Consider the following 21,212-nt stretch of genomic DNA (forward strand, 5'->3'; position numbering starts at 1 on the left):
TCACTCCTCGCCCTGGGCCTGGATCGCCGTGATGGCCACGGTGGTGACGATGTCCTGCACGAGCGCGCCGCGCGACAGGTCGTTGACCGGCTTGCGCAGCCCCTGGAGGACCGGGCCCACCGCCACCGCACCCGCCGACCGCTGCACCGCCTTGTACGTGTTGTTGCCGGTGTTCAGGTCCGGGAAGATCAGGACCGTCGCCTGCCCCGCCACCTCGGAATCCGGCAGCTTGGTCGCCGCGACGCTCGGCTCGACCGCCGCGTCGTACTGGATGGGGCCCTCGATCAGGAGGTCCGGCCGGCTCCCGCGCACCCGGTCCGTCGCCGCGCGCACCTTGTCCACGTCCGCGCCGGTGCCGGAGGTGCCCGTCGAGTACGAGAGCATCGCGATCCGGGGGTCCACGCCGAAGCGGGCGGCGGTGGCGGCCGACTGGACCGCGATGTCCGCGAGCTGCTCCGCGTCCGGGTCCGGGTTGACCGCGCAGTCGCCGTACACAAGGACCCGGTCGGCGAGGCACATGAAGAAGACCGACGAGACGATCGAGGCGTCCGGCTTCGTCTTGATGATCTCGAAGGCGGGCCGGATCGTCGCCGCCGTGGAGTGCACCGCGCCGGAGACCATGCCGTCGGCCAGGCCCTCCTCGACCATCAGGGTGCCGAAGTAGTTGACGTCCGAGACGACGTCGTACGCCAGCTCCACCGTCACCCCGCGATGCGCCCGCAGGGCCGCGTACCGCTCGGCGAACGACTGGCGCAGCTCCGAGGTCTGCGGGTCGATGAGCTGGGTCTCGGCCAGGTCGATGCCCAGGTCCGCGGCCTTCTTGCGGATGACGTCGGGGTCGCCCAGCAGTGTGAGGTCGCAGACGTCGCGCCGCATCAGGACGTCCGCCGCGCGCAGCACCCGCTCCTCGGTGCCCTCCGGCAGCACCACCCGGCGCCGGTCCGCGCGCGCCTGCTCCAGCAGCTCGTGCTCGAACATCATCGGGGTGACCCGGCCGCTGCGGGCGACGGATATCCGGTCGAGGAGGGCCGCGGTGTCCACATGGCGCTCGAAGAGCCCGAGGGCGGTCTCCGCCTTGCGCGGGGTGGCCGCGTTCAGCTTGCCCTCCAGCGCGAAGAGTTCCCCGGCGGTGGGGAAGGAGCCGCCGGCCACCGACACGACCGGGGTGCCCGGTGCGAGCCGCGCGGCCAGCGTGAGTATCTCCTCGCCGGGCCGCTCGTCCAGGGTCAGCAGCACCCCGGCGATCGGCGGCGTCCCGGCGCTGTGCGCGGCCAGCGAGCCGACCACCAGGTCCGCGCGGTCGCCCGGCGTGACCACCATGCACCCCGGGGTCAGCGCCTTCAGCAGGTTCGGCAGCATCGCCCCGCCGAAGACGAAGTCCAGCGCGTCCCTGGCCAGCCCGGAGTCGTCGCCCAGCAGCACCGTGCCGTTCAGGGCCGCGGTGATCTGGGCGACCGTGGGCGCCGCGAGGGCCGGTTCGTCGGGCAGGACCGAGCAGGGCACCGGCAGTGTGGCGGACAGCCGTTCCGCGACGACGTCGCGGTCGGCGGGGGCCACCCGGTTCACGATCATCGCCAGCACGTCGCAGCCCAGGCCCGAGTACGCACGGTAGGCGTTGCGGGTCTCGGCGCGCACCGATTCGGCGTTCTGGTCCTGGCCGCCGACGACCGCGATCACCGAGGCGCCGAACTCGTTGGCCAGCCGGGCGTTGAGCGCCAGCTCGTCGGGGAGCTGGGTGGCGGCGAAATCGGTGCCCAGGACGAGCACCACCTCGTAGTCGACGGCCACCCGGTGGAAGCGCTCGACGAGCCGGGACACCAGCTCGTCGGTGCCCTGCTCGGCCTGGATCGCGGACGCCTCGTGGTAGTCCATCCCGTACACCGTGGACGGGTTCTGGGACAGCCGGTAGCGGGCCCGCAGCAGCTCGAACAGCCGGTCGGGATCGTCGTGGACCAGCGGGCGGAACACCCCGACCCGGTCCACCTGGCGGGTCAGCAGCTCCATGACGCCCAGGTCCACGACCTGGCGGCCGTCCCCCCGGTCGATCCCGGTCACGTACACGCTGCGCGTCACGCGTGCTCTCCCGTCGTCTCTGGTCCGGTATGGTGCCCGGTTCGAGTGGTAATCGCCCGTTTGACGATACCCGTGGGGCGGGCGGCGCCGCCCGCCGGACTACTGCCCCGCGAGGGCCCCGGCAGGCGGCCCCCGGACGGCCGGGAGCGCGAGCCGTGCGCCCGGCGTGGGACACTCGTCGTGACTCACGGTACGGGGGAAGAGGAAGAAGCCCCCGTTCCGGATGCCAACGGACGGGCCCAGCGAGCAGGAGATACAGCAGGATGCGCATCGGAGTTCTCACCGCAGGCGGCGACTGCCCCGGCCTGAACGCAGTGATCCGTTCGGTCGTCCACCGGGCCGTCGTCGGCCACGGAGACGAGGTCATCGGCTTCGAGGACGGCTTCAAGGGCCTCCTCGACGGCCACTTCCGGCCCCTCGACCTGAACGCGGTCAGCGGCATCCTCGCCCGCGGCGGCACGATCCTCGGCTCGGCCCGCCTGGAGCGCGCCCGGCTGCGCGAGGCCGCCGAGAACTGCGCCGAGCTGAGCCGGCGCTACGGGATGGACGCGCTGATCCCGATCGGCGGCGAGGGCACGCTCACCGCCGCCCGGATGCTGTCGGACGCCGGGATGCCCGTCGTCGGGGTGCCCAAGACCATCGACAACGACATCTCCTCCACCGACCGCACCTTCGGATTCGACACCGCCGTGGGCGTCGCGACGGAGGCCATAGACCGTCTGAAGACCACCGCCGAGTCCCACCAGCGCGTGATGGTCGTCGAGGTCATGGGCCGCCACGCGGGCTGGATCGCGCTGGAGTCCGGTATGGCCGGCGGCGCCCACGGCATCTGCCTGCCCGAGCGCAGGTTCGAGGTGGACGACCTGGTCAAGATGGTCGAGGAGCGCTTCGCGCGCGGCAAGAAGTTCGCGGTCATCTGCGTCGCCGAGGGCGCGCACCCGGCCGAGGGCTCCATGCCGTACGCCAAGGGCGAGATCGACCAGTACGGGCACGAGCGCTTCCAGGGCATCGGCAACCGCCTGGCCGTCGAGCTGGAGAAGCGGCTCGGCAAGGAGGCCCGGCCGGTCATCCTGGGGCACGTCCAGCGCGGCGGCACCCCGACCGCGTACGACCGCGTCCTCGCCACCCGCTTCGGCTGGCACGCGGTGGAGGCGGCGCACCGCGGCGACTTCGGCCGGATGACCGCGCTGCGCGGCAACAACATCGAGATGGTCCCGCTCGCCGAGGCGGTCACCCAGCTCAAGACGGTCCCGCTGGACCGGATGCACGAGGCCGAGTCGGTCTTCTGACCGGCCCGCCGGGCGGCGCCCCCGCCGTCGTCACGCCTGCCGGGGCCGGGGCGACGCGGGTGCCGCCGCCTCCCAGAACCGGGGCACGATCCGGTCCAGGAAGGCCCGGCCCCCGTCGCCGGAGCCACCGGGCCGGTCCGTGCCGGTGCTGCTCCAGCTGAGCGTGGTCACCATCAGCGCCTGGTAGTCCGTGTGCAGCCGCTCCAGGGTGTCCTGGACATGGCGCCGCTCCAGCGGCACCAGCTTGGCCACCGGCCGGGTGTACGCCTGCCAGCGCGTCGTCACCGCGCTGCGCAGCAGGCCCGCCAGCTCCTCGTCACGCCCGGTCGCGGTCACGAAGTCGGCGGGCGTCAGGCCCAGCGCCTCGCCCAGCGCCGCGGACTGGCGCTCGTTGCCCCGCCACCGCCCCGACTCCTCCATCCGCAGATACGCGCCGGCGGCCATCCCGACCCGCGCCGCCAGCTCGTCCGGGGCCAGCCCCCGCGCGACCCGGTGCTCGCGCAGGCTGCGCGCGGCGGTCAGCAGCTCGCCCGGCGCACACCACAGCACCCCGGCCAGCGCGGTCAGTTCGTACTCCGAGGGAACGGCCAGGCCGCGTTCCCATTCGGCCACGGTCTCCGGGGTGATCCGCAGGCCGTACTGGGCGCCGAGGCCGTAGGCGACATGGCCGGGAGCCATTCCCAGGGCCTCGCGGAGTCTTCGGGCGGCGGGGGCGTTGAAAGGAGGGGTGGGGTGCACGCGCCCACCGTAAGGAGGTCGGGGCCTGTCTGACTACGGTGTGTTCGCCCGAGAATACGGCTCATAGGAAGGTCCTAGGTGCAAAAGCCGCACGGCGGGACCGAACGCCTCGCCCGCGCCCGCCGCCGCCCTCCGGTTCAGTGCTTCTCGGGCTGCCAGCGGTAGTGCAGCTCGGGCCGTCCCACCTGCCCGTACTGCGGGCTGCGTCCCGCCCGCCCCACCGTCACCAGGTATTCCAGATAGCGGCGTGCGGTGATCCGCGAGATGCCCAGCTCCAGCCCGGCCGCCGCGGCCGTCAGCCCTTCCGGGGCCGCCCGCAGCGCACCGGTCACCGACTCCAGCGTCGGGCCGCTCAGCCCCTTGGGCAGCCGGGCCGGCTCCGGGGCCCGCAGCGCGGCCAGCGCCCGGTCCACCTCGTCCTGCCCGCTCGCCTCGCCGGCCGCCGCCCGGAACTCCGCGTACCGCACGAGCCGGTCCCGCAGGGTCGCGAAGGTGAACGGCTTCAGCACGTACTGGACGACCCCCAGCGAGACCCCCTCGCGGACCACCGCCAGGTCGCGGGCCGAGGTCACCGCGATCACGTCCGCCGTGTGCCCGGCCGCCCGCAGCGCGCGCAGCAGGGCCAGCCCGTGCCCGTCCGGCAGATAGAGGTCCAGGAGCAGCAGATCGACCGGGACGCGCTCCAGCACCCGGACCGCCTCGGCGCGCGACCGCGCCACGGCGGCCACGGCGAAGCCGGGCACCCGGCCCACGTACAGCCGGTGCGCGTCCGCCGCGACCGGGTCGTCCTCGACGACCAGCACCCGGATCACGCCCGGACCCCCGCGCCCAGCGGCAGCCGCACGGTGAACTCCGCGCCCCCGTCCGGCCCCTGCTCCAGGGCCACCGTGCCGCCGCCCCGGTGGGCGGCCTGGCGCACCAGGGCCAGGCCGAGCCCGCGCCCGGCGCCGTGCGTCGACCAGCCGCTGCGGAACACCTCGGCGGCGACCGCCGGATCGACCCCGGCGCCGTTGTCCGCGACCCGCAGCAGCAGTTCGCCGTCGTTGGCGAGCGCGGTCACCGTGACCCGGCCCCGCTGCCCCGGCACGGCCGCCTCCGGCGCCCCGGTCACCGCGTCCACCGCGTTGTCGATCAGATTGCCGAGGATGGTCACCACATCGCGGGCGGGCAGCGTCGGCGGCAGCGCGCCGTCGTCGATCAGGCTGTCGTCGGCGAGCACCAGCTCCACGCCCCGCTCGTTCGCCTGGGCGGCCTTGCCGAGCAGCAGGGCCGCCAGCACCGGTTCGGCGACCGCTCCCACCACCCGGTCGGTGAGCGCCTGGGCCAGCTCCAGCTCCGCCGTCGCGAAGCCCACCGCCTCCCGCGCGCGCCCCAGCTCGATCAGCGAGACCACGGTGTGCAGCCGGTTCGCCGCCTCGTGCGCCTGGGAGCGCAGCGCCCGGGTGAAGCCGCGCTCCGAGTCCAGCTCCCCGGACAGCGCTTGGAGTTCGGTGTGGTCGCGCAGGGTCACCACGGTCCCGCGCCGCTCGCCGCCGACGACCGGACGGGTGTTGACGACGATGACCCGGTCCGCCGTCAGATGCACCTCGTCCACCCGCTTCTCGGAGGCGAGCAGCGCCCCGGTCAGCGGGGCCGGCAGAGCCAGATCGGCGACCCGGCGGCCGACCGCGTCCGGGCCCAGGCCCAGGAGCTCCCGGCCCGCGTCGTTGACCAGGGCGATCCGGCGCTGCCCGTCCAGCATCAGCAGCCCCTCGCGCACCGCGTGCAGGGTCGCCTCGTGGTAGTCGTGCAGCCGGCTCAGCTCGGTGGCGTTCATCCCGTGGGTGTGGCGGCGCAGCCGGGCGTTGATCACGTACGTGCCGAGGCCGCCGATGACCAGCGCCGCGCCGGCCGCCAGCCCCAGCGCGCCGAGCTGCGCCCGCACCTGCGAGGAGACCCGGTCCACGGTGATCCCCGCGCTGACCAGTCCGGTGATTTGGCCGCCGTCCCGGACCGGGGTGACCACGCGGATGGAGGGCCCGAGCGTGCCGGTGTACGTCTCCGAGAAGGTCTCGCCGCGCAGCGCCCGCGCGGTGTGCCCGAGGAACGTCTCGCCGATGCGGTCGGTGACCGGATGCGTCCAGCGGACCCGGTCCGGGCTCATGATCGTGACGAACGCGATCCCGGTCTCCTTGCGGACCCGCTCCGCGTACGGCTGGAGCGCGGCGGACGGGTCCTCGGTGCGGATCGCCTCCCGGACGGACGGCGATCCCGCCACCGCCAGGGCCACCGCCCGCGCCTGCCGCGCCGCCGTCTCCTCGGCCTGCCCCCGCCCGGACTCGTACGCGAAGAACGCGCATCCGGCCACCACGGCCGCCACCAGCACCACCTGCATGGCGAACAGCTGCCCGGCGAGGCTGCGCGGACGGGTACGGGGAAAACGCATGCCGACCAGTGTGCCTGTCCGAAAACGCGGGCCCGCCCGGCCTGTGAACGAAATGCACGCAACGGTGACCGGTGTCACAGCGGGCGGGATAGTCGCCGGGGCCCCCGGCGCGGGGGCGGGACGACGACGACCCGAGGAGACCCCGTGGCAGCGACCGCCGCCGAGCCGGAACGCACGACGCCGGACCGTACGAAGCCCGACCGGACGAAGTACCTGTATCTCGCCGTGATCGTGGCGGTGGGGCTGGGCATCCTCGTCGGCTTCGTGGCCCCGGACGCCGCCGTCGAGCTCAAGCCCATCGGCACCGGCTTCGTGAACCTGATCAAGATGATGATCTCGCCCATCATCTTCTGCACGATCGTGCTGGGCGTCGGCTCGGTCCGCAAGGCCGCCAAGGTCGGCGCGGTCGGCGGGCTCGCCCTCGGCTACTTCCTGGTGATGTCCACGGTCGCCCTGGCCATCGGCCTGGTCGTCGGCAACCTCCTGGAGCCCGGCTCCGGCCTCCACATCACCGAGGCCGTCCGCGCCGCCGGTGAGAAGCAGGCGTCCGGGGCCGGCGAGTCCACCACGGACTTCCTGCTGGGCATCATCCCGACCACCCTGGTCTCCGCCTTCACCGCGGGCGAGGTGCTCCAGACGCTGCTCGTCGCCCTGCTCGCCGGCTTCGCGCTCCAGGCCATGGGCGCCCACGGCGAACCGGTGCTGCGCGGCATCGGGCACATCCAGCGCCTGGTCTTCCGCATCCTCGCCATGATCATGTGGGTGGCCCCGGTCGGCGCGTTCGGCGCGATGGCGGCGGTGGTCGGCGAGACCGGGGTGGACGCGCTGAAATCACTCGCGGTCATCATGATCGGCTTCTACGTCACCTGCGCCCTGTTCGTCTTCCTGGTGCTCGGCGCGATCCTGCGCCTGGTGGCCGGGCTGAACATCCTCACGCTGCTGAAGTACCTGGGCCGCGAGTTCCTGCTGATCCTGTCCACCTCCTCCTCGGAGTCGGCGCTGCCCCGGCTGATCGCCAAGATGGAGCACCTGGGCGTCAGCAAGCCCGTCGTCGGCATCACCGTGCCGACCGGCTACTCCTTCAACCTGGACGGCACCGCGATCTATCTCACGATGGCCTCGCTGTTCATCGCCAACGCCACCGGCGACCCGCTGAGCATCGGCGAGCAGATCTCGCTGCTCGTCTTCATGGTCATCGCCTCCAAGGGCGCGGCCGGGGTCACCGGCGCCGGCCTCGCCACCCTCGCCGGCGGCCTCCAGTCGCACCGCCCCGAACTGGTGGACGGCGTCGGCCTCATCGTCGGCATCGACCGCTTCATGAGCGAGGCCCGCGCCCTGACCAACTTCGCCGGCAACGCGGTCGCCACGGTCCTCGTCGGCACCTGGACCGGGGAGATCGACCGCGAACGGGCCGGCCTGGTGCTCGCCGGCACCCTCCCGTTCGACGAGAAGATGCTCAGCGACGAGGGGCCGGCCGAACCGCACGTGCCCGAGGCCCGCGACGGCGACCGGCCCTCCGCGTCCCACCGCCTCACGCCGGGGTGAACCACACCGTCGCCAGCGGCGGCAGCGTCAGCACCACGCTCGACGCCCGGCCGTGCGACGCCACCGCCTCCGGCCGCAGCGGCTCCGTGTTGCGCACATCGCCACCCCCGTACCGGGCGGCGTCCGTGTTCAGGGCCTCCGCCCACAGCCGGGGGCCCTCCGGCACCCCGAGCCGGTAGCCGTGCCGCACGACCGGCGAGAAGTTGGACACCGCGAGCAGCGGCGCGCCCTTCGCGTCGTGGCGCAGGAACGCGAACACGTTGTCCTCCGCCGCGCCCCCGTCCACCCAGGAGAAGCCCTCCGGACGGGTGTCCCGCTGCCAGAGCGCGGGCGTCGCCCGGTACACGCTGTTGAGGTCGGCCACCAGATCCCGCACCCCGCGGTGGTCGGCCTCCGCCCCGTACGACGGGTCCAGCAGCCACCAGTCCGGGCCGTGGCCCTCCGACCACTCCGCGCCCTGCGCGAACTCCTGCCCCATGAACAGCAGTTGCTTGCCCGGATGGGCCCACATGAAGCCCAGGTAGGCGCGGTGGGTGGCGCGCCGCTGCCACCAGTCCCCAGGCATCTTGGAGACCAGCGCCTGCTTGCCGTGCACCACCTCGTCGTGCGAGATCGGCAGCACGTAGTTCTCGCTGTACGCGTACACCATCGAGAACGTCATCTCGTTGTGGTGGTACTTGCGGTGCACCGGCTCCTTGGAGATGTACACCAGCGAGTCGTGCATCCAGCCCATGTTCCACTTCAGGCCGAAGCCCAGCCCGCCGCGGTCGGTCGACCGGGTCACGCCGTCCCAGGCGGTGGACTCCTCGGCGATGGTGACCACGCCCGGATTGCGCCGGTAGACCGTGGCGTTCATCTCCTGGAGGAAGGCGACCGCGTCCAGGTTCTCCCGCCCGCCGAACTCGTTGGGCGACCACTGGCCGTCCTCGCGCGAGTAGTCCAGGTAGAGCATCGAGGCGACCGCGTCCACCCGCAGCCCGTCGATGTGGAACTCCTCGCACCAGTACGTGGCGTTGGCGACCAGGAAGTTGCGCACCTCGGTCCGCCCGTAGTCGAACTCCAGCGTGCCCCAGTCCGGGTGCGCGGCCCGCCCCGGATCGGAGTGCTCGTACAGCGGCCGGCCGTCGAACTCGGCGAGCGCCCAGTCGTCGCGCGGGAAGTGCGCGGGCACCCAGTCCATGATCACGCCGATGCCGGCCCGGTGCAGCGCGTCCACCAGGAATCGGAAGTCGTCCGGCGAACCCATCCGCGAGGTCGGCGCGTAGAAGCCGGTGACCTGGTAGCCCCAGGAGCCGCCGAAGGGGTGCTCGGAGACGGGCATCAGCTCCACATGCGTGAAGCCCAGCTCCTTCACGTACGCCGGCAGCTGCTCCGCCAGTTGCCGGTAGGTGAGCCCCGGCCGCCAGGAGCCCAGATGCACCTCGTACACCGAGAACGGCGCCTCGTGCACCGGGACGTCCCCGCGCCGCTCCATCCACTCCCGGTCCTGCCAGACGTGGTGCGAGGCCGTCACGACCGACGCGGTGGCGGGCGGCACCTCGGTGTGCCTCGCCATCGGGTCCGAACGCGTCGTGTGCGAACCGTCGGGCCGGCAGATGTCGAACTTGTACAGCGCGCCCTCGCCGACCCCGGGCAGGAACAGCTCCCACACCCCGGACGAGCCCAGCGAGCGCATCGGGAAGCCGGTGCCGTCCCAGTAGGTGAAGTCGCCGCACACCCGCACGCCCCGCGCGTTGGGCGCCCACACCGTGAACCTGGTCCCGGCCACGCCCTGGTGGACCATCGGCCGGGCCCCGAGCGCGGTCCACAGCTCCTCGTGCCGGCCCTCGCCGATCAGATGCAGATCCAGCTCACCGAGCGCCGGCCAGAAGCGGTACGGGTCCTCCGCCTCGATCTCGTTGTCGTCGTACGCCACCAGCAGCCGGTACTCCGGCACCCCGGACAGCGCCAGCAGCCCGGAGAACAACCCGTCCCCCTCGCTGTCCAGCGGCACCCGAAGCCCCTCGGCGAGCACGGTCACGGCGCGGGCGAACGGGCGCAGCACCCGCACCCGCACCCCGCCGTCCACCGGGTGCGCGCCCAGCAGGGCGTGGGGGTCGTGATGCTCACCGGCCAGCAGCCTGCCCCGGTCGGCCCCGTCCAGCGGCGAGGCCGGGCACGGATTCGGGCCGGCGGCGGTACGGGGCCGGGGCGGTGCCGCGGCCTTCCTGGCGCGCCGGGTGGGTGCGGCGGCGGGGGTGCCGGTGGCCGCGGTCTTCTTCGGGGGGCGCGTGGTGCGCTTCTTGGCGGGCGCCGCGGCCGGCGGGGTGGGGAGGACGGCGGCGATCGGGGGCTCGGGGAGCGGCGTCCCGGCGTCGGCCGGGGCCGTGCGGGCGGGCGTCGCGGGCTTGGCGGTGCGGGACGGCTTGCGGGCGGTCACGGGGGACTGACTCCTCGGAGGTGGGGGGTGGGGAGCGGGGCGGATCGGGGGCTGCGGGGGAGCGCGGCCGGTCCCGGCCGGTATCGGCGGGTCTCGGCCGGTCTCAGCCGGGGGAGCCGGCGGCCAGGCGGTGGATCGCGGCCATCGGGACCGGCAGCCAGTCGGGCCGGTGCCGGGCCTCGTACAGCACCTCGTACACCGCCTTGTCGGTCTCGTGGGCGCGCAGCAGCTCCGGCTCGGCGCGCGGGTCGGTGCCCGCCGCCTCGGCGTAGCCGTCGCAGTAGGCGTCCCGGCAGCGGGCGGCCCACTCCGGCTTCCAGGGCCGGTGGGTGCGGGCCGCGTAGTCGAAGGACCGGAGCATGCCGGCCACGTCGCGGACCGGGGGCTGCGGGCTGCGGCGCTCCGGGAGCGGCCGGGCCGGCTCGCCCTCGAAGTCGATCAGCGACCAGAAGCCGTCGGCGCCGCGCAGCGTCTGGCCGAGGTGGAGGTCGCCGTGCACCCGCTGCGCGGCCCAGCTGCGCCCCCGGTGGCCCAGGGCCGCGACCGCGTCGAACGCGGTGCGCAGTCCGGGGACGTACGGGACGAGTTCGGGCACCGCGTGGGCGGCCGCCTCCAGCCGCTCCACCATGGCGGCGGCCAGCTCGTCGGTCTGGGAGCGGCGCAGCACCGGGGTGGGCAGCGCGCCGGCGAGCGCGGTGTGCACCTCGGCGGTGGCGCGGCCGAGCGCCCGCGCCTCGGGCAGGAAGTCGTGCCCGGTGGCGAGGGCGCGCAGGGCGAGCTGCCAGCCGTCCTCGGCGCCGCGCAGGAACGGCTGGAGCACCCCGAGCGTCAGCCGCTCCGGTGTCGCAGCCTCGAACCAGGCGACCGGGGCCGGGACGCGTCCGCAGCCCTCGCGGGACAGCACGAGCGGCAGTTCGAGGTCCGGGTTGGTGCCGGGGAAGACCCGGCGGAAGATCTTGAGGATGTACGCGTCCCCGTACACCAGCGAGGAGTTGGACTGCTCGGTGTCCAGCACTCGGGGCGGCAGCCGCTGCGGGATCGGTTCCGCACCGCGGTCGAAGCGCACGGCGCCGAGCCGGCCGGGGGTGCGAAATCGTTCCAGCAGCAGTGCGGCGAGGCGGGCGTCGTGCAGTCCGTCGTAGACGGTGAGCCCGGCCAGCGGCCCGTGCGGCACCCGGCCGATGGCGGCGGGCGCCAGGTGCGGGGGGAGCACCGGGCGTACGCCGAGGAGCAGTTGGTAGCAGTCGACGGGCGGCTGGGCGGGCATGGTGGGCTGATGGGCCCGGACCAGCAGGTGCAGGAGCCCCGGCGCGGAGCCGGTACCGTCCACCGGCAGCATCTCGGTGGCCGCGACCAGCGAGAAGGCGGTGATGGGCCGTCCCTTGCCGGCGAACCACCGCTGCCGGGGCAGCCATTCGTGGAGCAGCGGCCCGAGGGACGGGATCAGGGCCGTGCCGTCCGCCGTGGTGACCTGGGTGTCCGTGCGCGAGACCGCGTCCGGGGCCGAGGCGTCTGGTGCCTCCAACATGGCATCGCGTCCTTTCCCCGGGGCACACCACAGGATGCGAAGAGTGTCCCGGATTGCGGCATGGGCTGTCCGGCTGTGCGGGACGTGTCGGGTCAGGATGATCCGTACGGACTCGGCAGGGGGGCATCGGTGGGTGCCCCGTGCGGGGCGGCGCGAACCGCCCCGCCGGTGGCCCGGCCCGTCAGTTCGGCGGCGCGTCCTTGCGCAGCCGGAACCAGTAGAAGCCGTGTCCCGCGAGCGTCAGCAGATAGGGCCACTGACCGATGGCGGGGAAGCGCACCCCGCCGGTCAGCTCCACCGGATGACGCCCGTTGAAGGACGTGAGGTCCAGCTCCGTCGGCTGTGCGAACCGCGAGAAGTTGTGGACGCACAGCACGAGGTCGTCCCCGTGCTCACGGGTGAAGGCGAGGACGGCCGGGTTGGACGACGGCAGTTCGCTGTAGGTGCCGAGGCCGAACGCCGGGTTCTGCTTGCGGATCTCGATCATCCGCCGCGTCCAGTGCAGCAGCGAGGACGGCGAGGCCATCGACGCCTCGACGTTGGTGACCTGGTAGCCGTAGACCGGGTCCATGATCGTGGGCAGGTAGAGCCGGCCCGGATCGCTGGAGGAGAAGCCCGCGTTGCGGTCGGGCGTCCACTGCATCGGGGTGCGTACGGCGTCCCGGTCGCCCAGCCAGATGTTGTCGCCCATCCCGATCTCGTCCCCGTAGTAGAGGATCGGGGAGCCCGGCAGCGACAGCAGCAGCGCGGTGAACAGCTCGATCTGGTTGCGGTCGTTGTCCAGCAGCGGGGCGAGCCGGCGGCGGATGCCGATGTTGGCGCGCATCCGCGGGTCCTTGGCGTACTCCGCGTACATGTAGTCGCGTTCTTCGTCCGTCACCATTTCGAGGGTCAGCTCGTCGTGGTTGCGCAGGAAGATGCCCCACTGGCAGTTGTCCGGGATCGCCGGGGTCTTCGCCAGGATTTCCGAGACCGGGTAGCGGCTCTCGCGCCGCACCGCCATGAAGATCCGCGGCATCACCGGGAAGTGGAACGCCATGTGGCACTCGTCGCCGCCGCTGCCGTAGTCCCCGAAGTAGTCCACGACGTCCTCCGGCCACTGGTTGGCCTCGGCGAGCAGGACCGTGTCCGGGTAGTTGGCGTCGATCTCCTTGCGGACCCGCTTGAGGAAGTGGTGGGTCTCGGGCAGGTTCTCGCAGTTGGTGCCCTCGCGCTGGTAGAGGTAGGGCACGGCGTCGACCCGGAAGCCGTCGATGCCCAGGTCCAGCCAGAACCGCAGCGCGGAGATGATTTCCTCCTGTACCGCCGGGTTCTCGTAGTTGAGGTCGGGCTGGTGCGAGAAGAACCGGTGCCAGTAGTACTGCTTGCGCACCGGGTCGAAGGTCCAGTTGGACGTCTCCGTGTCCACGAAGATGATCCGGGCGTCCGGGAACTGCTTGTCGTCGTCGGCCCAGACGTAGTAGTCGCCGTACGGCCCGTCCGGATCGGTCCGGGACTGCTGGAACCAGTCGTGCTGGTCGCTGGTGTGATTCATGACGAAGTCGATGATCACGCGCATGCCGCGCTGGTGGGCGGCGTCGACGAACTCCACGAAGTCGGCGAGGTCGCCGAACTCCGGCAGCACGGCGGTGTAGTCGGACACGTCGTAACCGCCGTCGCGCAGCGGCGACTTGAAGAACGGCGGCAGCCAGAGGCAGTCGACGCCCAGCCACTGCAGATAGTCCAGCTTGGCGGTGAGGCCCTTCAGGTCCCCGATGCCGTCGCCGTTGGAGTCCTGGAAGGACCGGACGAGGACCTCGTAGAACACGGCACGTTTGAACCAGTCGGGATCGCGGTCCTTGGCCGGGGTGTCCTCGAATGTGTCGTGGACGGGCTCATTGACGATCATGGTGTGGGTGACCCTCCGGTCTGCGGGGACGGTCGCAGAACGGCGATGTGCGCGGGTGTCACACCCGGTTCGAGGCGCACATAGAACGTCCTGCCCCAGTGATAGGAAGTGCCGGTGAGCTCGTCACGCACCGGCACGCTCTCGTGCCGGTCGAGGCCGAGTTGCGGCATGTCCAACGAGACGGTCGCCTCCTGGGTGTGGTGCGGGTCGAGGTTGACGACCACCAGAAGGATGTTCGAACCGGAACGCTTGCTGTACGCGATGACCGCGTCGTTGTCCGACGTGTGGAAGTGCACGTCGCGCAGCTGCTGCAGGGCCGGGTTGCGGCGCCTGATCCGGTTGAGCGAGGTGATGAGCGGGGCCAGCGACCGGCCCTCGCGCTCTGCGGCTTCCCAGTCCCTGGGCCGGATCTCGTACTTCTCCGAGTCGAGGTACTCCTCACTGCCGTGATGGATCGGGGTGTTCTCGCACAGCTCGAACCCCGCGTACACCCCCCAGGAGGGGGAGAGGGTCGCCGCGAGCACCGCCCGTGCCTCGAAGGCCGGCCTGCCGCCCTCCTGGAGGTATCCGGGAAGGATGTCGGGGGTGTTCACGAAGAAATTGGGCCGCATGAACGCGGCGGTCTCACCGGCCAGTTCGGTCACGTAATCGGTGATTTCGCGCCGCGTGTTGCGCCAGGTGAAATACGTGTACGACTGCTGGAACCCGATCGCCGCGAGTGTACGCATCATCGCCGGGCGGGTGAACGCCTCGGCCAGGAAAATGACATCCGGATCGGTCCCGTTGATCTCCGCGATGACCTTCTCCCAGAAGACCACCGGCTTGGTGTGCGGATTGTCGACCCGGAAGATCCGCACCCCGCGGTCCATCCAGAAACGCAGAATACGCACGCTCTCCGCGACGATCCCCGCGAAGTCCTCGTCGAAGGCGATCGGATAGATGTCCTGGTATTTCTTCGGCGGATTCTCCGCGTACGCGATCGAGCCGTCGGCCCGGTGCCGGAACCACTCCGGATGCTCCCGCACCCACGGATGGTCCGGCGAGCACTGGAGCGCGAAGTCCAGGGCCACCTCCATGCGCAGATTGCGGGCCGTCTCCACGAAGTGGCCGAAGTCCTCCAGCGTGCCCAGGTCCGGATGGACCGCGTCGTGCCCGCCCGCGGCCGAACCGATCGCCCACGGCACGCCCACGTCCTGCGGACCGGGGGTCAGCGAGTTGTTCGGGCCCTTGCGATGCGTCGTGCCGATGGGGTGGACCGGCGGCAGGTACACCACGTCGAAGCCCATCGCGGCGACCGCCGGCAGCCGCTCCGCCGCCGTGCGGAACGTACCGCCGACCAGCCGGGGCGCCCCCGCCGCGGCCGGCTCGGCAGCGCGCCCCCGGCGCGGCTTCGCCGGCTCGTACCTCGCCCCCTCGGAGCGCGGGAACAGCTCGTACCAGGAGCCGTACAGCGCCCGCCGGCGCTCCACCACCAGCGGATGCGGGCGCGACGCCGTGACCAGCTCCCGCAGCGGATGGCGGTCCAGCGCCCCGCGCGCCTCCGGCGCCAGGGCCGCCGCCAGCCGCTCCCCGGCCGGCCGGGACGCGTCGCGCAGCGCGTCCACCGCGGCCAGCACCGCCTCCCGCCCGTCCCGCTTCGGCACGCCCTCGGCGGCCCGCTCGTACAGCTCGGCGCCCTCGGCCAGCGTCAGCTCGGTGTCGATGCCCGCCGGGATCTTGATCCCCGCCGTGTGGCGCCAGGTGGCGACCGGGTCGCTCCACGCCTCGACCGTGTACGTCCACCGCCCCTCGGCGTCCGGGGTGACCTCGGCGCCCCAGCGGTCGGTGCCCGCGGCCAGCTCGCGCATCGGCGTCCAGGGTCCCGGCCGCCCGCCCGGACCGCGCAGCACCACATTGGCCGCCACCGCGTCGTGGCCCTCCCGGAAGACGGTCGCGGTGACCTCGAAAGTCTCACCGGCGACGGCCTTGGCGGGCCTTCTGCCGCAATCGACGAGCGGACGGACGTCGAGAACGGGAATGCGACCGATCAATGGAATCACCTGGGGACTGGAGGAGCACGAGGGTGGAGTCGTGTTCTTTCTAGTCGCTCGGTGGACGACTCACGGGGGGTGGGCGTGGCCACTTCCGTACGCATTCACTCGAATGGCAGTCCAAAGCCGTCCGGTCGTTCCCGCGTGCCGCCCCGATTCCCGCCGCCCCTGTAAAGCTGGAATACGTGAAGGCCATTCGTCGATTCACCGTGCGTCCCGTCCTCCCGGACTCCCTCCAACCCCTCAGCGACCTGGCGCGCAATCTGCGCTGGTCCTGGCACACCGAGACCCGCGAGCTGTTCCGGGCCGTCGATCCGGCGGCCGGCCCCCCGGCGGAGTGCGACCCCGTCCGCCTGCTCGGCTCCGTCTCGGCGGGGCGGCTCGCCGAGCTGGCCCATGACGAAGCGTTCCTGCAGCGGCTCGCCGAGGCGTCCGCCGACCTCCGGGACTACCTCGAAGGCCCCCGCTGGTACCAGGAGCGGCGCGAGCGCGACGGCGGACTCCCCGCCGCCGTCGCCTACTTCTCACCCGAATTCGGGGTCACCGCCGCCCTGCCCCAGTACTCCGGCGGACTCGGCATCCTCGCCGGCGACCACCTCAAGGCCGCCAGCGACCTGGGCGTGCCCCTGATCGGCGTCGGCCTCCTCTACCGCCACGGCTACTTCCGGCAGAGCCTGTCCAGGGACGGCTGGCAGCAGGAGCACTACCCCGTCCTCGACCCCAACGAGCTGCCGCTCACCCTGATCCGCGAGCCCGACGGCACCCCGGCCCAGATCGTCCTGGCCCTGCCCGGCGGCCGCTCCCTGCACGCCCAGATCTGGCAGGCCCACGTCGGCCGGGTCCCACTGCTCATGCTCGACTCCGACGTCGAGGAGAACGCCCCCGGCGAACGCGAGGTCACCGACCGGCTCTACGGCGGCGGCAGCGAGCACCGGCTGCTCCAGGAGATGCTCCTCGGCATCGGCGGCGTCCGCGCCGTGCGCGCGTACGCCCGGCTCACCGGCCACCCCGCCCCCGAGGTCTTCCACACCAACGAGGGCCACGCAGGCTTCCTCGGCCTCGAACGCGTCCGCGAACTGGCCGGCACCGGCCTGGACTTCGACGCCGCGGTGGAGTCCGTGCGCGCCGGCACCGTCTTCACCACCCACACCCCCGTCCCGGCCGGCATCGACCGGTTCGACCGCGCCCTGGTCGCCCGCCACTTCGGCGAGGACGGCGAACTGCCCGGCGTCCCCGCCGAACGCGTCCTGGAACTCGGCACCGAGACCTACCCCGGCGGCGATCCCGGCGTCTTCAACATGGCCGTGATGGGGCTGCGCCTCGCCCAGCGCGCCAACGGGGTCTCCACCCTGCACGGCGCGGTCAGCCGGGAGATGTTCGCCGGGCTCTGGCCGGGCTTCGACGCCCCCGAGGTGCCGATCACCTCCGTCACCAACGGCGTCCACGCCCCCACCTGGGTCGCCCCCGAGGTGCTGCGGCTGCGCGCCGAGTCCGGCGGCGTGCCCGGCCGCTGGGACTCCGTCGCCGACGTCCCCGCCCGCCGGCTGTGGGAGCTGCGCCGCACCCTGCGCGGACAGCTGGTGGACGAGGTCCGCCGGCGACTGCACGCCTCCTGGCGCCACCGGGGCGCCGAGCCGGCCGAACTCGGCTGGATCGACGGCGTGCTCGACCCGGACGTCCTGACGATCGGCTTCGCCCGCCGCGTTCCCTCGTACAAGCGGCTGACGCTCATGCTGCGCGACCGCGAACGGCTGCGGACGCTGCTGCTGCACCCGCAGCGGCCGGTCCAGATCGTCGTCGCGGGCAAGGCGCACCCCGCCGACGACGGCGGGAAGCGGCTGGTCCAGGAGCTGGTCAGGTTCGCCGACGACGCACGGGTCCGCCACCGCATCGTCTTCCTGCCCGACTACGGCATGGCGATGGCCCAGAAGCTGTATCCGGGCTGCGACGTCTGGCTGAACAATCCGCTGCGTCCGCTGGAGGCGTGCGGGACCAGCGGGATGAAGGCCGCGCTCAACGGCTGCCTCAACCTGTCGGTGCTGGACGGCTGGTGGGACGAGTGGTACGAGCCGGACTTCGGCTGGGCGATCCCGACGGCCGAGGGCGCCGCGCTGGACGAGGACCGGCGCGACGACCTGGAGGCGGGCGCCCTGTACGAGCTGGTCGAGGACCGGATCGCGCCGCACTTCTACGACCGGGGCGACGAGGGGCTGCCCGCCCGCTGGATCGAGATGGTCCGGGCCACGATGGGCACCCTGGGGCCCAGGGTCCTCGCGGACCGGATGGTCGCGGAGTACGTCGAGCGGCTGTACGCCCCCGCGGCGGCGGCCGGGCGCACCATGGACCCGGCGCGCTCGCGGGAGCTGGCGGGCTGGAAGGCGAAGGTCCGGGCGGCCTGGCCCCGGGTGGCGGTGGACCATGTGGAGGCGGTGACGCCGACCGGCTCGGGTACGACGGCGGAGCTGGGTTCCACGCTGGGGCTGCGGGTGCGGATCTCGCTGGGGGCGCTGGCGCCCGGGGACGTGGAGGTGCAGGCGGTGGCCGGGCGGGTGGACTCGTCCGACGCGATCACCGGCGCGCAGGTCTTCCCGCTGAAGCCGGCGGGCGGCCAGGACCTGGAGGGCCACTGGCTGTACGAGGGCCCGCTCGCCCTGGACCGGACGGGGCCCTACGGCTACACGGTGCGGGTGCTGCCCGCGCACCGGCTGCTGTCCTGCGGCGCCGAACTCGGGCTGGTCGCCCAGCCCGCCGGGGCGGCGAACGAGGGCGGCGGGGTGCTGCTGCGCTGAGCCGGGGCCCGGCATGGCGGAACCGCCCGGAGGGGAGTGGTCTCCCTCCGGGCGGTTCCGTGTCAGCGGCGGGTCATGCGGTGACCCGTGCGGCGCGGCGCCTTCGTTCAGAAGGTCAGCTTGAAGCCGTTGATGGTGCCGCCGTAGTAGTAGTAGATGTCCTGGACGCGGAGCTTCCAGGTGCCGTTGGCGTTCTCCGAGGACGCGTTGACGGTGTACGTCGTCTTCACGTCGCTCGCCGAGTCGTAGTACGAGGCGTTCTTCAGCCGGTAGGCGGTGCCGTCCGGGGCGATGAGGTCGATGACCAGGTCACCGCGCCAGCTGTGGGTGATGTCCACGCCGACCTTGAGGGCGCTGGGCGCCTTGCCGGAGCGGCCGGTGACAGTGATCGCGCTGGTGACCGCGGAGCCCGCGTCCGGGATGGTGACCGGGGTGTTGTTCTGGAAGACGGTGCCGTCTCCGTCGCCGTCACCGGGGTCGGGGTCGCCGCCGGGGCGGGAGCCGACGTTGATGGCGGCCCAGGCGTCGGCCACCGACTTGTACTCGGCGCTGGTCGTGCCGTACAGCTCACCGGCCACCGCGAGCGTGCCGGTGCGGGCACTGGCGTAGTTGGTGGTGGAGGTGAACTTCGTGGTGAGCGCCTTGAACCAGATCTGCTCGGCCTTGGCGCGGCCGATGCCGGTCACCGGCAGGCCGTCCGAGGTCGGGGAGTCGTAGTTGACGCCGTTGATGGTCTTCGCGCCGCTGCCCTCGGACAGCAGGTAGAAGAAGTGGTTGGCCGGGCCCGACGAGTAGTGCACGTCGATGTTACCGATGCCCGAGTACCAGGAGTCCTTGGACATCCCGTCGCGGCTCGGCTTGTCCTGGTAGCGCAGCGGGGTGCCGTCGCCGTTGATGTCGATCTTCTCACCGATGAGGTAGTCGCCCTTGTCGGTGGAGTTGTTGGCGTAGAACTCGACGGCGGTGGCGAAGATGTCGCTGGTCGCCTCGTTGAGGCCGCCGGACTCGCCGCTGTAGATCAGGCCGGCGGTGTTGGAGGTGACGCCGTGGCTCATCTCGTGGGCGGCCACGTCCAGCGAGGTCAGCGGGTTGGAGTTGCCGCTGCCGTCGCCGTACGTCATGCAGAAGCAGCTGTCGTCCCAGAAGGCGTTGACGTAGTTGTTGCCGTAGTGGACGCGGGAGTACGCGCCGACGCCGTCGCCCCGGATACCGCTGCGGCCGTGGACTTCCTTGTAGTAGTCCCAGGTCTCGGCCGCGCCGTAGTGGGCGTCGGCCGCGGCGGTCTCGGCGTTCGAGGGGCTGCCGTTGCCCCAGACGTCGTCGGAGCCGGAGAAGAGGGTGCCCTTGCCGGACGTACCGTGGTTCAGGTTGTACGTCTTGTGGCTGCCGCGGGCGGTGTCGGTCAGGTTGTACGAGCCGGAGGACCCGGAGGTGCCCAGGGTGACCTGGCCGCTGTACTCGGTGTTGCCGACGCCGTTCTCGATCGCCTGCCACTCGAAGAGCTTGGCTCCGCTGGAGGCGTCGGTGATGACGTGCAGCGCGTTCGGGGTGCCGTCCTCCTGGAGGCCGCCGACGACGGTCTCGTAGGCGAGCTGCGGGGTGCCCGAGGCCATCCAGACGACCTTGCGGGGGGCCCGGTCGGCCTCGGCCTTGTCCGAGCCGGCCGCCTTGGCCGCGCCGAGCGCCTGCTTGGTGGCGGTCGCCGGGGCGATGTCCGCGACCGTGTCGACGGCCTTCAGCTGGGCGGCGGTGGCCTTGGACGCCTTGACGACGCTCTTGGTGGCGCCGGCCTTGGACTCCTGGACGACCAGGTCGCCGCCGAGGACGGGCAGGCCGTCGAAGGTGCGCTCGTAACGCGTGTGGGTGGTGCCGTCGCGGTCCTGGACGACATCGCGGACGACGAGCTTCTCCTTGGCGCCGAGGCCGAGCTCCTTGGCCGTGGCGGCCCGGCTCGCGTTGGCCTCGCGGATCAGCTCGGCGCGCTGGGAGGGCGAGAGCTGCTTGGGCAGGGCGCCGGGGTTGGCCTCGGAGGCGGTGGCGGTCTTGCCGTTTCCGTTGTCCGGGGCGGCCGTGGCCGATCCGGTCTGGACGCCGACGAGGAGGGCTGCGGCGGCTATGAGAGCGCCGGTCGCGGTGGCACGACGGCTGTGCGTGGATCTCACGCGGACTCCTTCTGCGAGGGGGGTACCGGCGGCTGGGTGAGCCGGCCGGTCAAGCAAGCAGTGCGCGGAACGGGGTGAAGAGTGTCAGGAGTCGGCCACTTCTGTCAGGACCGCGTCAACAACTTGGCCGGAACTAGTTCGTTGCCGGACCATGTGTGTTCGTTAAGCGGACGTTTCCGGGATCTTCACCCGAGGGCGCCGCGAGGCCTCCCTCGGGCCCCGTGCCCCCAGGGGCCTGGGGCCGCCCGGAGTGACGGGCCCCGCTACGCGGTGCGAAGGGAATGTGAACAACCGGAAAGTTCCCACCTGTCGAGACGGGAGGCGGG

At 72.4% G+C, this 21,212-nt stretch carries 12 protein-coding genes; 3 read left to right on the forward strand and 9 right to left on the reverse strand.

Annotation, left to right across the window (positions count from 1 at the left end):
* A complete protein-coding gene (gene pta, locus OG710_RS21685) occupies positions 1-2,073 on the reverse strand; it encodes a phosphate acetyltransferase (protein ID WP_330240795.1) in 2,073 nt (690 codons plus the stop codon).
* A 263-nt stretch (positions 2,074-2,336) separates the two neighbouring features.
* On the opposite strand from pta, the gene OG710_RS21690 reads away from it, so the two are divergent.
* Positions 2,337-3,362 carry an ATP-dependent 6-phosphofructokinase gene (locus tag OG710_RS21690; RefSeq protein WP_111338263.1) on the forward strand — a complete coding sequence of 342 codons (1,026 nt, stop codon included), beginning with the start codon at positions 2,337-2,339 and terminating at the stop codon, positions 3,360-3,362.
* Between the two features lie 30 nt (positions 3,363-3,392).
* Here OG710_RS21690 and OG710_RS21695 read toward each other — a convergent pair whose 3' ends face one another.
* The 3 genes from OG710_RS21695 to OG710_RS21705 all read right to left on the reverse strand — a co-directional run bounded on the left by OG710_RS21695 (position 3,393) and on the right by OG710_RS21705 (position 6,525).
* On the reverse strand, positions 3,393-4,040 hold the full coding sequence (locus OG710_RS21695) for a helix-turn-helix domain-containing protein (RefSeq protein ID WP_330242313.1): 648 nt from the start codon (positions 4,038-4,040) through the stop codon (positions 3,393-3,395).
* A gap of 197 nt (positions 4,041-4,237) precedes the next feature.
* Positions 4,238-4,912, reverse strand: coding sequence for a response regulator (locus OG710_RS21700; RefSeq protein ID WP_330240796.1), 675 nt, complete (start codon positions 4,910-4,912; stop codon positions 4,238-4,240).
* The gene (locus OG710_RS21705) at positions 4,909-6,525 is read right to left on the reverse strand and encodes a sensor histidine kinase (RefSeq protein WP_330240797.1); all 1,617 of its coding nucleotides are present in this window, start codon (positions 6,523-6,525) and stop codon (positions 4,909-4,911) included. The genes OG710_RS21700 and OG710_RS21705 overlap by 4 nt, the downstream gene beginning before the upstream one ends.
* 144 nt (positions 6,526-6,669) lie before the next feature.
* Here OG710_RS21705 and OG710_RS21710 point away from each other — a divergent pair, with 144 nt between their 5' ends.
* A complete protein-coding gene (locus tag OG710_RS21710) occupies positions 6,670-8,070 on the forward strand; it encodes a cation:dicarboxylate symporter family transporter (protein WP_330240798.1) in 1,401 nt (466 codons plus the stop codon).
* Here OG710_RS21710 and glgB read toward each other — a convergent pair.
* From glgB to OG710_RS21730, 4 genes are all read right to left on the reverse strand, one after another.
* Positions 8,057-10,489: a 1,4-alpha-glucan branching enzyme gene (glgB, locus tag OG710_RS21715; protein ID WP_330240799.1), complete on the reverse strand. Its 2,433-nt coding sequence runs from the start codon at positions 10,487-10,489 to the stop codon at positions 8,057-8,059. The genes OG710_RS21710 and glgB overlap by 14 nt on opposite strands.
* Before the next feature lie 103 nt (positions 10,490-10,592).
* On the reverse strand, positions 10,593-12,017 hold the full coding sequence (locus OG710_RS21720; RefSeq protein ID WP_330240800.1) for a maltokinase N-terminal cap-like domain-containing protein: 1,425 nt from the start codon (positions 12,015-12,017) through the stop codon (positions 10,593-10,595).
* A gap of 181 nt (positions 12,018-12,198) precedes the next feature.
* Positions 12,199-13,905, reverse strand: a complete 1,707-nt coding sequence (treS, locus tag OG710_RS21725; protein ID WP_330240801.1) for a maltose alpha-D-glucosyltransferase — start codon at positions 13,903-13,905, stop codon at positions 12,199-12,201.
* Complete coding sequence (locus OG710_RS21730) at positions 13,902-15,935, reverse strand: alpha-1,4-glucan--maltose-1-phosphate maltosyltransferase (RefSeq protein ID WP_330240802.1); 2,034 nt, start codon at positions 15,933-15,935, stop codon at positions 13,902-13,904. The genes treS and OG710_RS21730 overlap by 4 nt, the downstream gene beginning before the upstream one ends.
* 185 nt (positions 15,936-16,120) lie before the next feature.
* Between OG710_RS21730 and glgP the strand changes: the two genes are divergently transcribed.
* On the forward strand, positions 16,121-18,724 hold the full coding sequence (gene glgP / locus OG710_RS21735) for an alpha-glucan family phosphorylase (RefSeq protein ID WP_330240803.1): 2,604 nt from the start codon (positions 16,121-16,123) through the stop codon (positions 18,722-18,724).
* A 107-nt stretch (positions 18,725-18,831) separates the two neighbouring features.
* Here the strand turns inward: glgP and OG710_RS21740 are convergent, their stop codons facing one another.
* The gene (locus OG710_RS21740; protein ID WP_330240804.1) at positions 18,832-20,886 is read right to left on the reverse strand and encodes a M4 family metallopeptidase; all 2,055 of its coding nucleotides are present in this window, start codon (positions 20,884-20,886) and stop codon (positions 18,832-18,834) included.
* Positions 20,887-21,212: the final 326 nt, after the last annotated feature.

It is taken from the genome of Streptomyces sp. NBC_00525 (assembly GCF_036346595.1).
Lineage (GTDB): Bacteria > Actinomycetota > Actinomycetes > Streptomycetales > Streptomycetaceae > Streptomyces.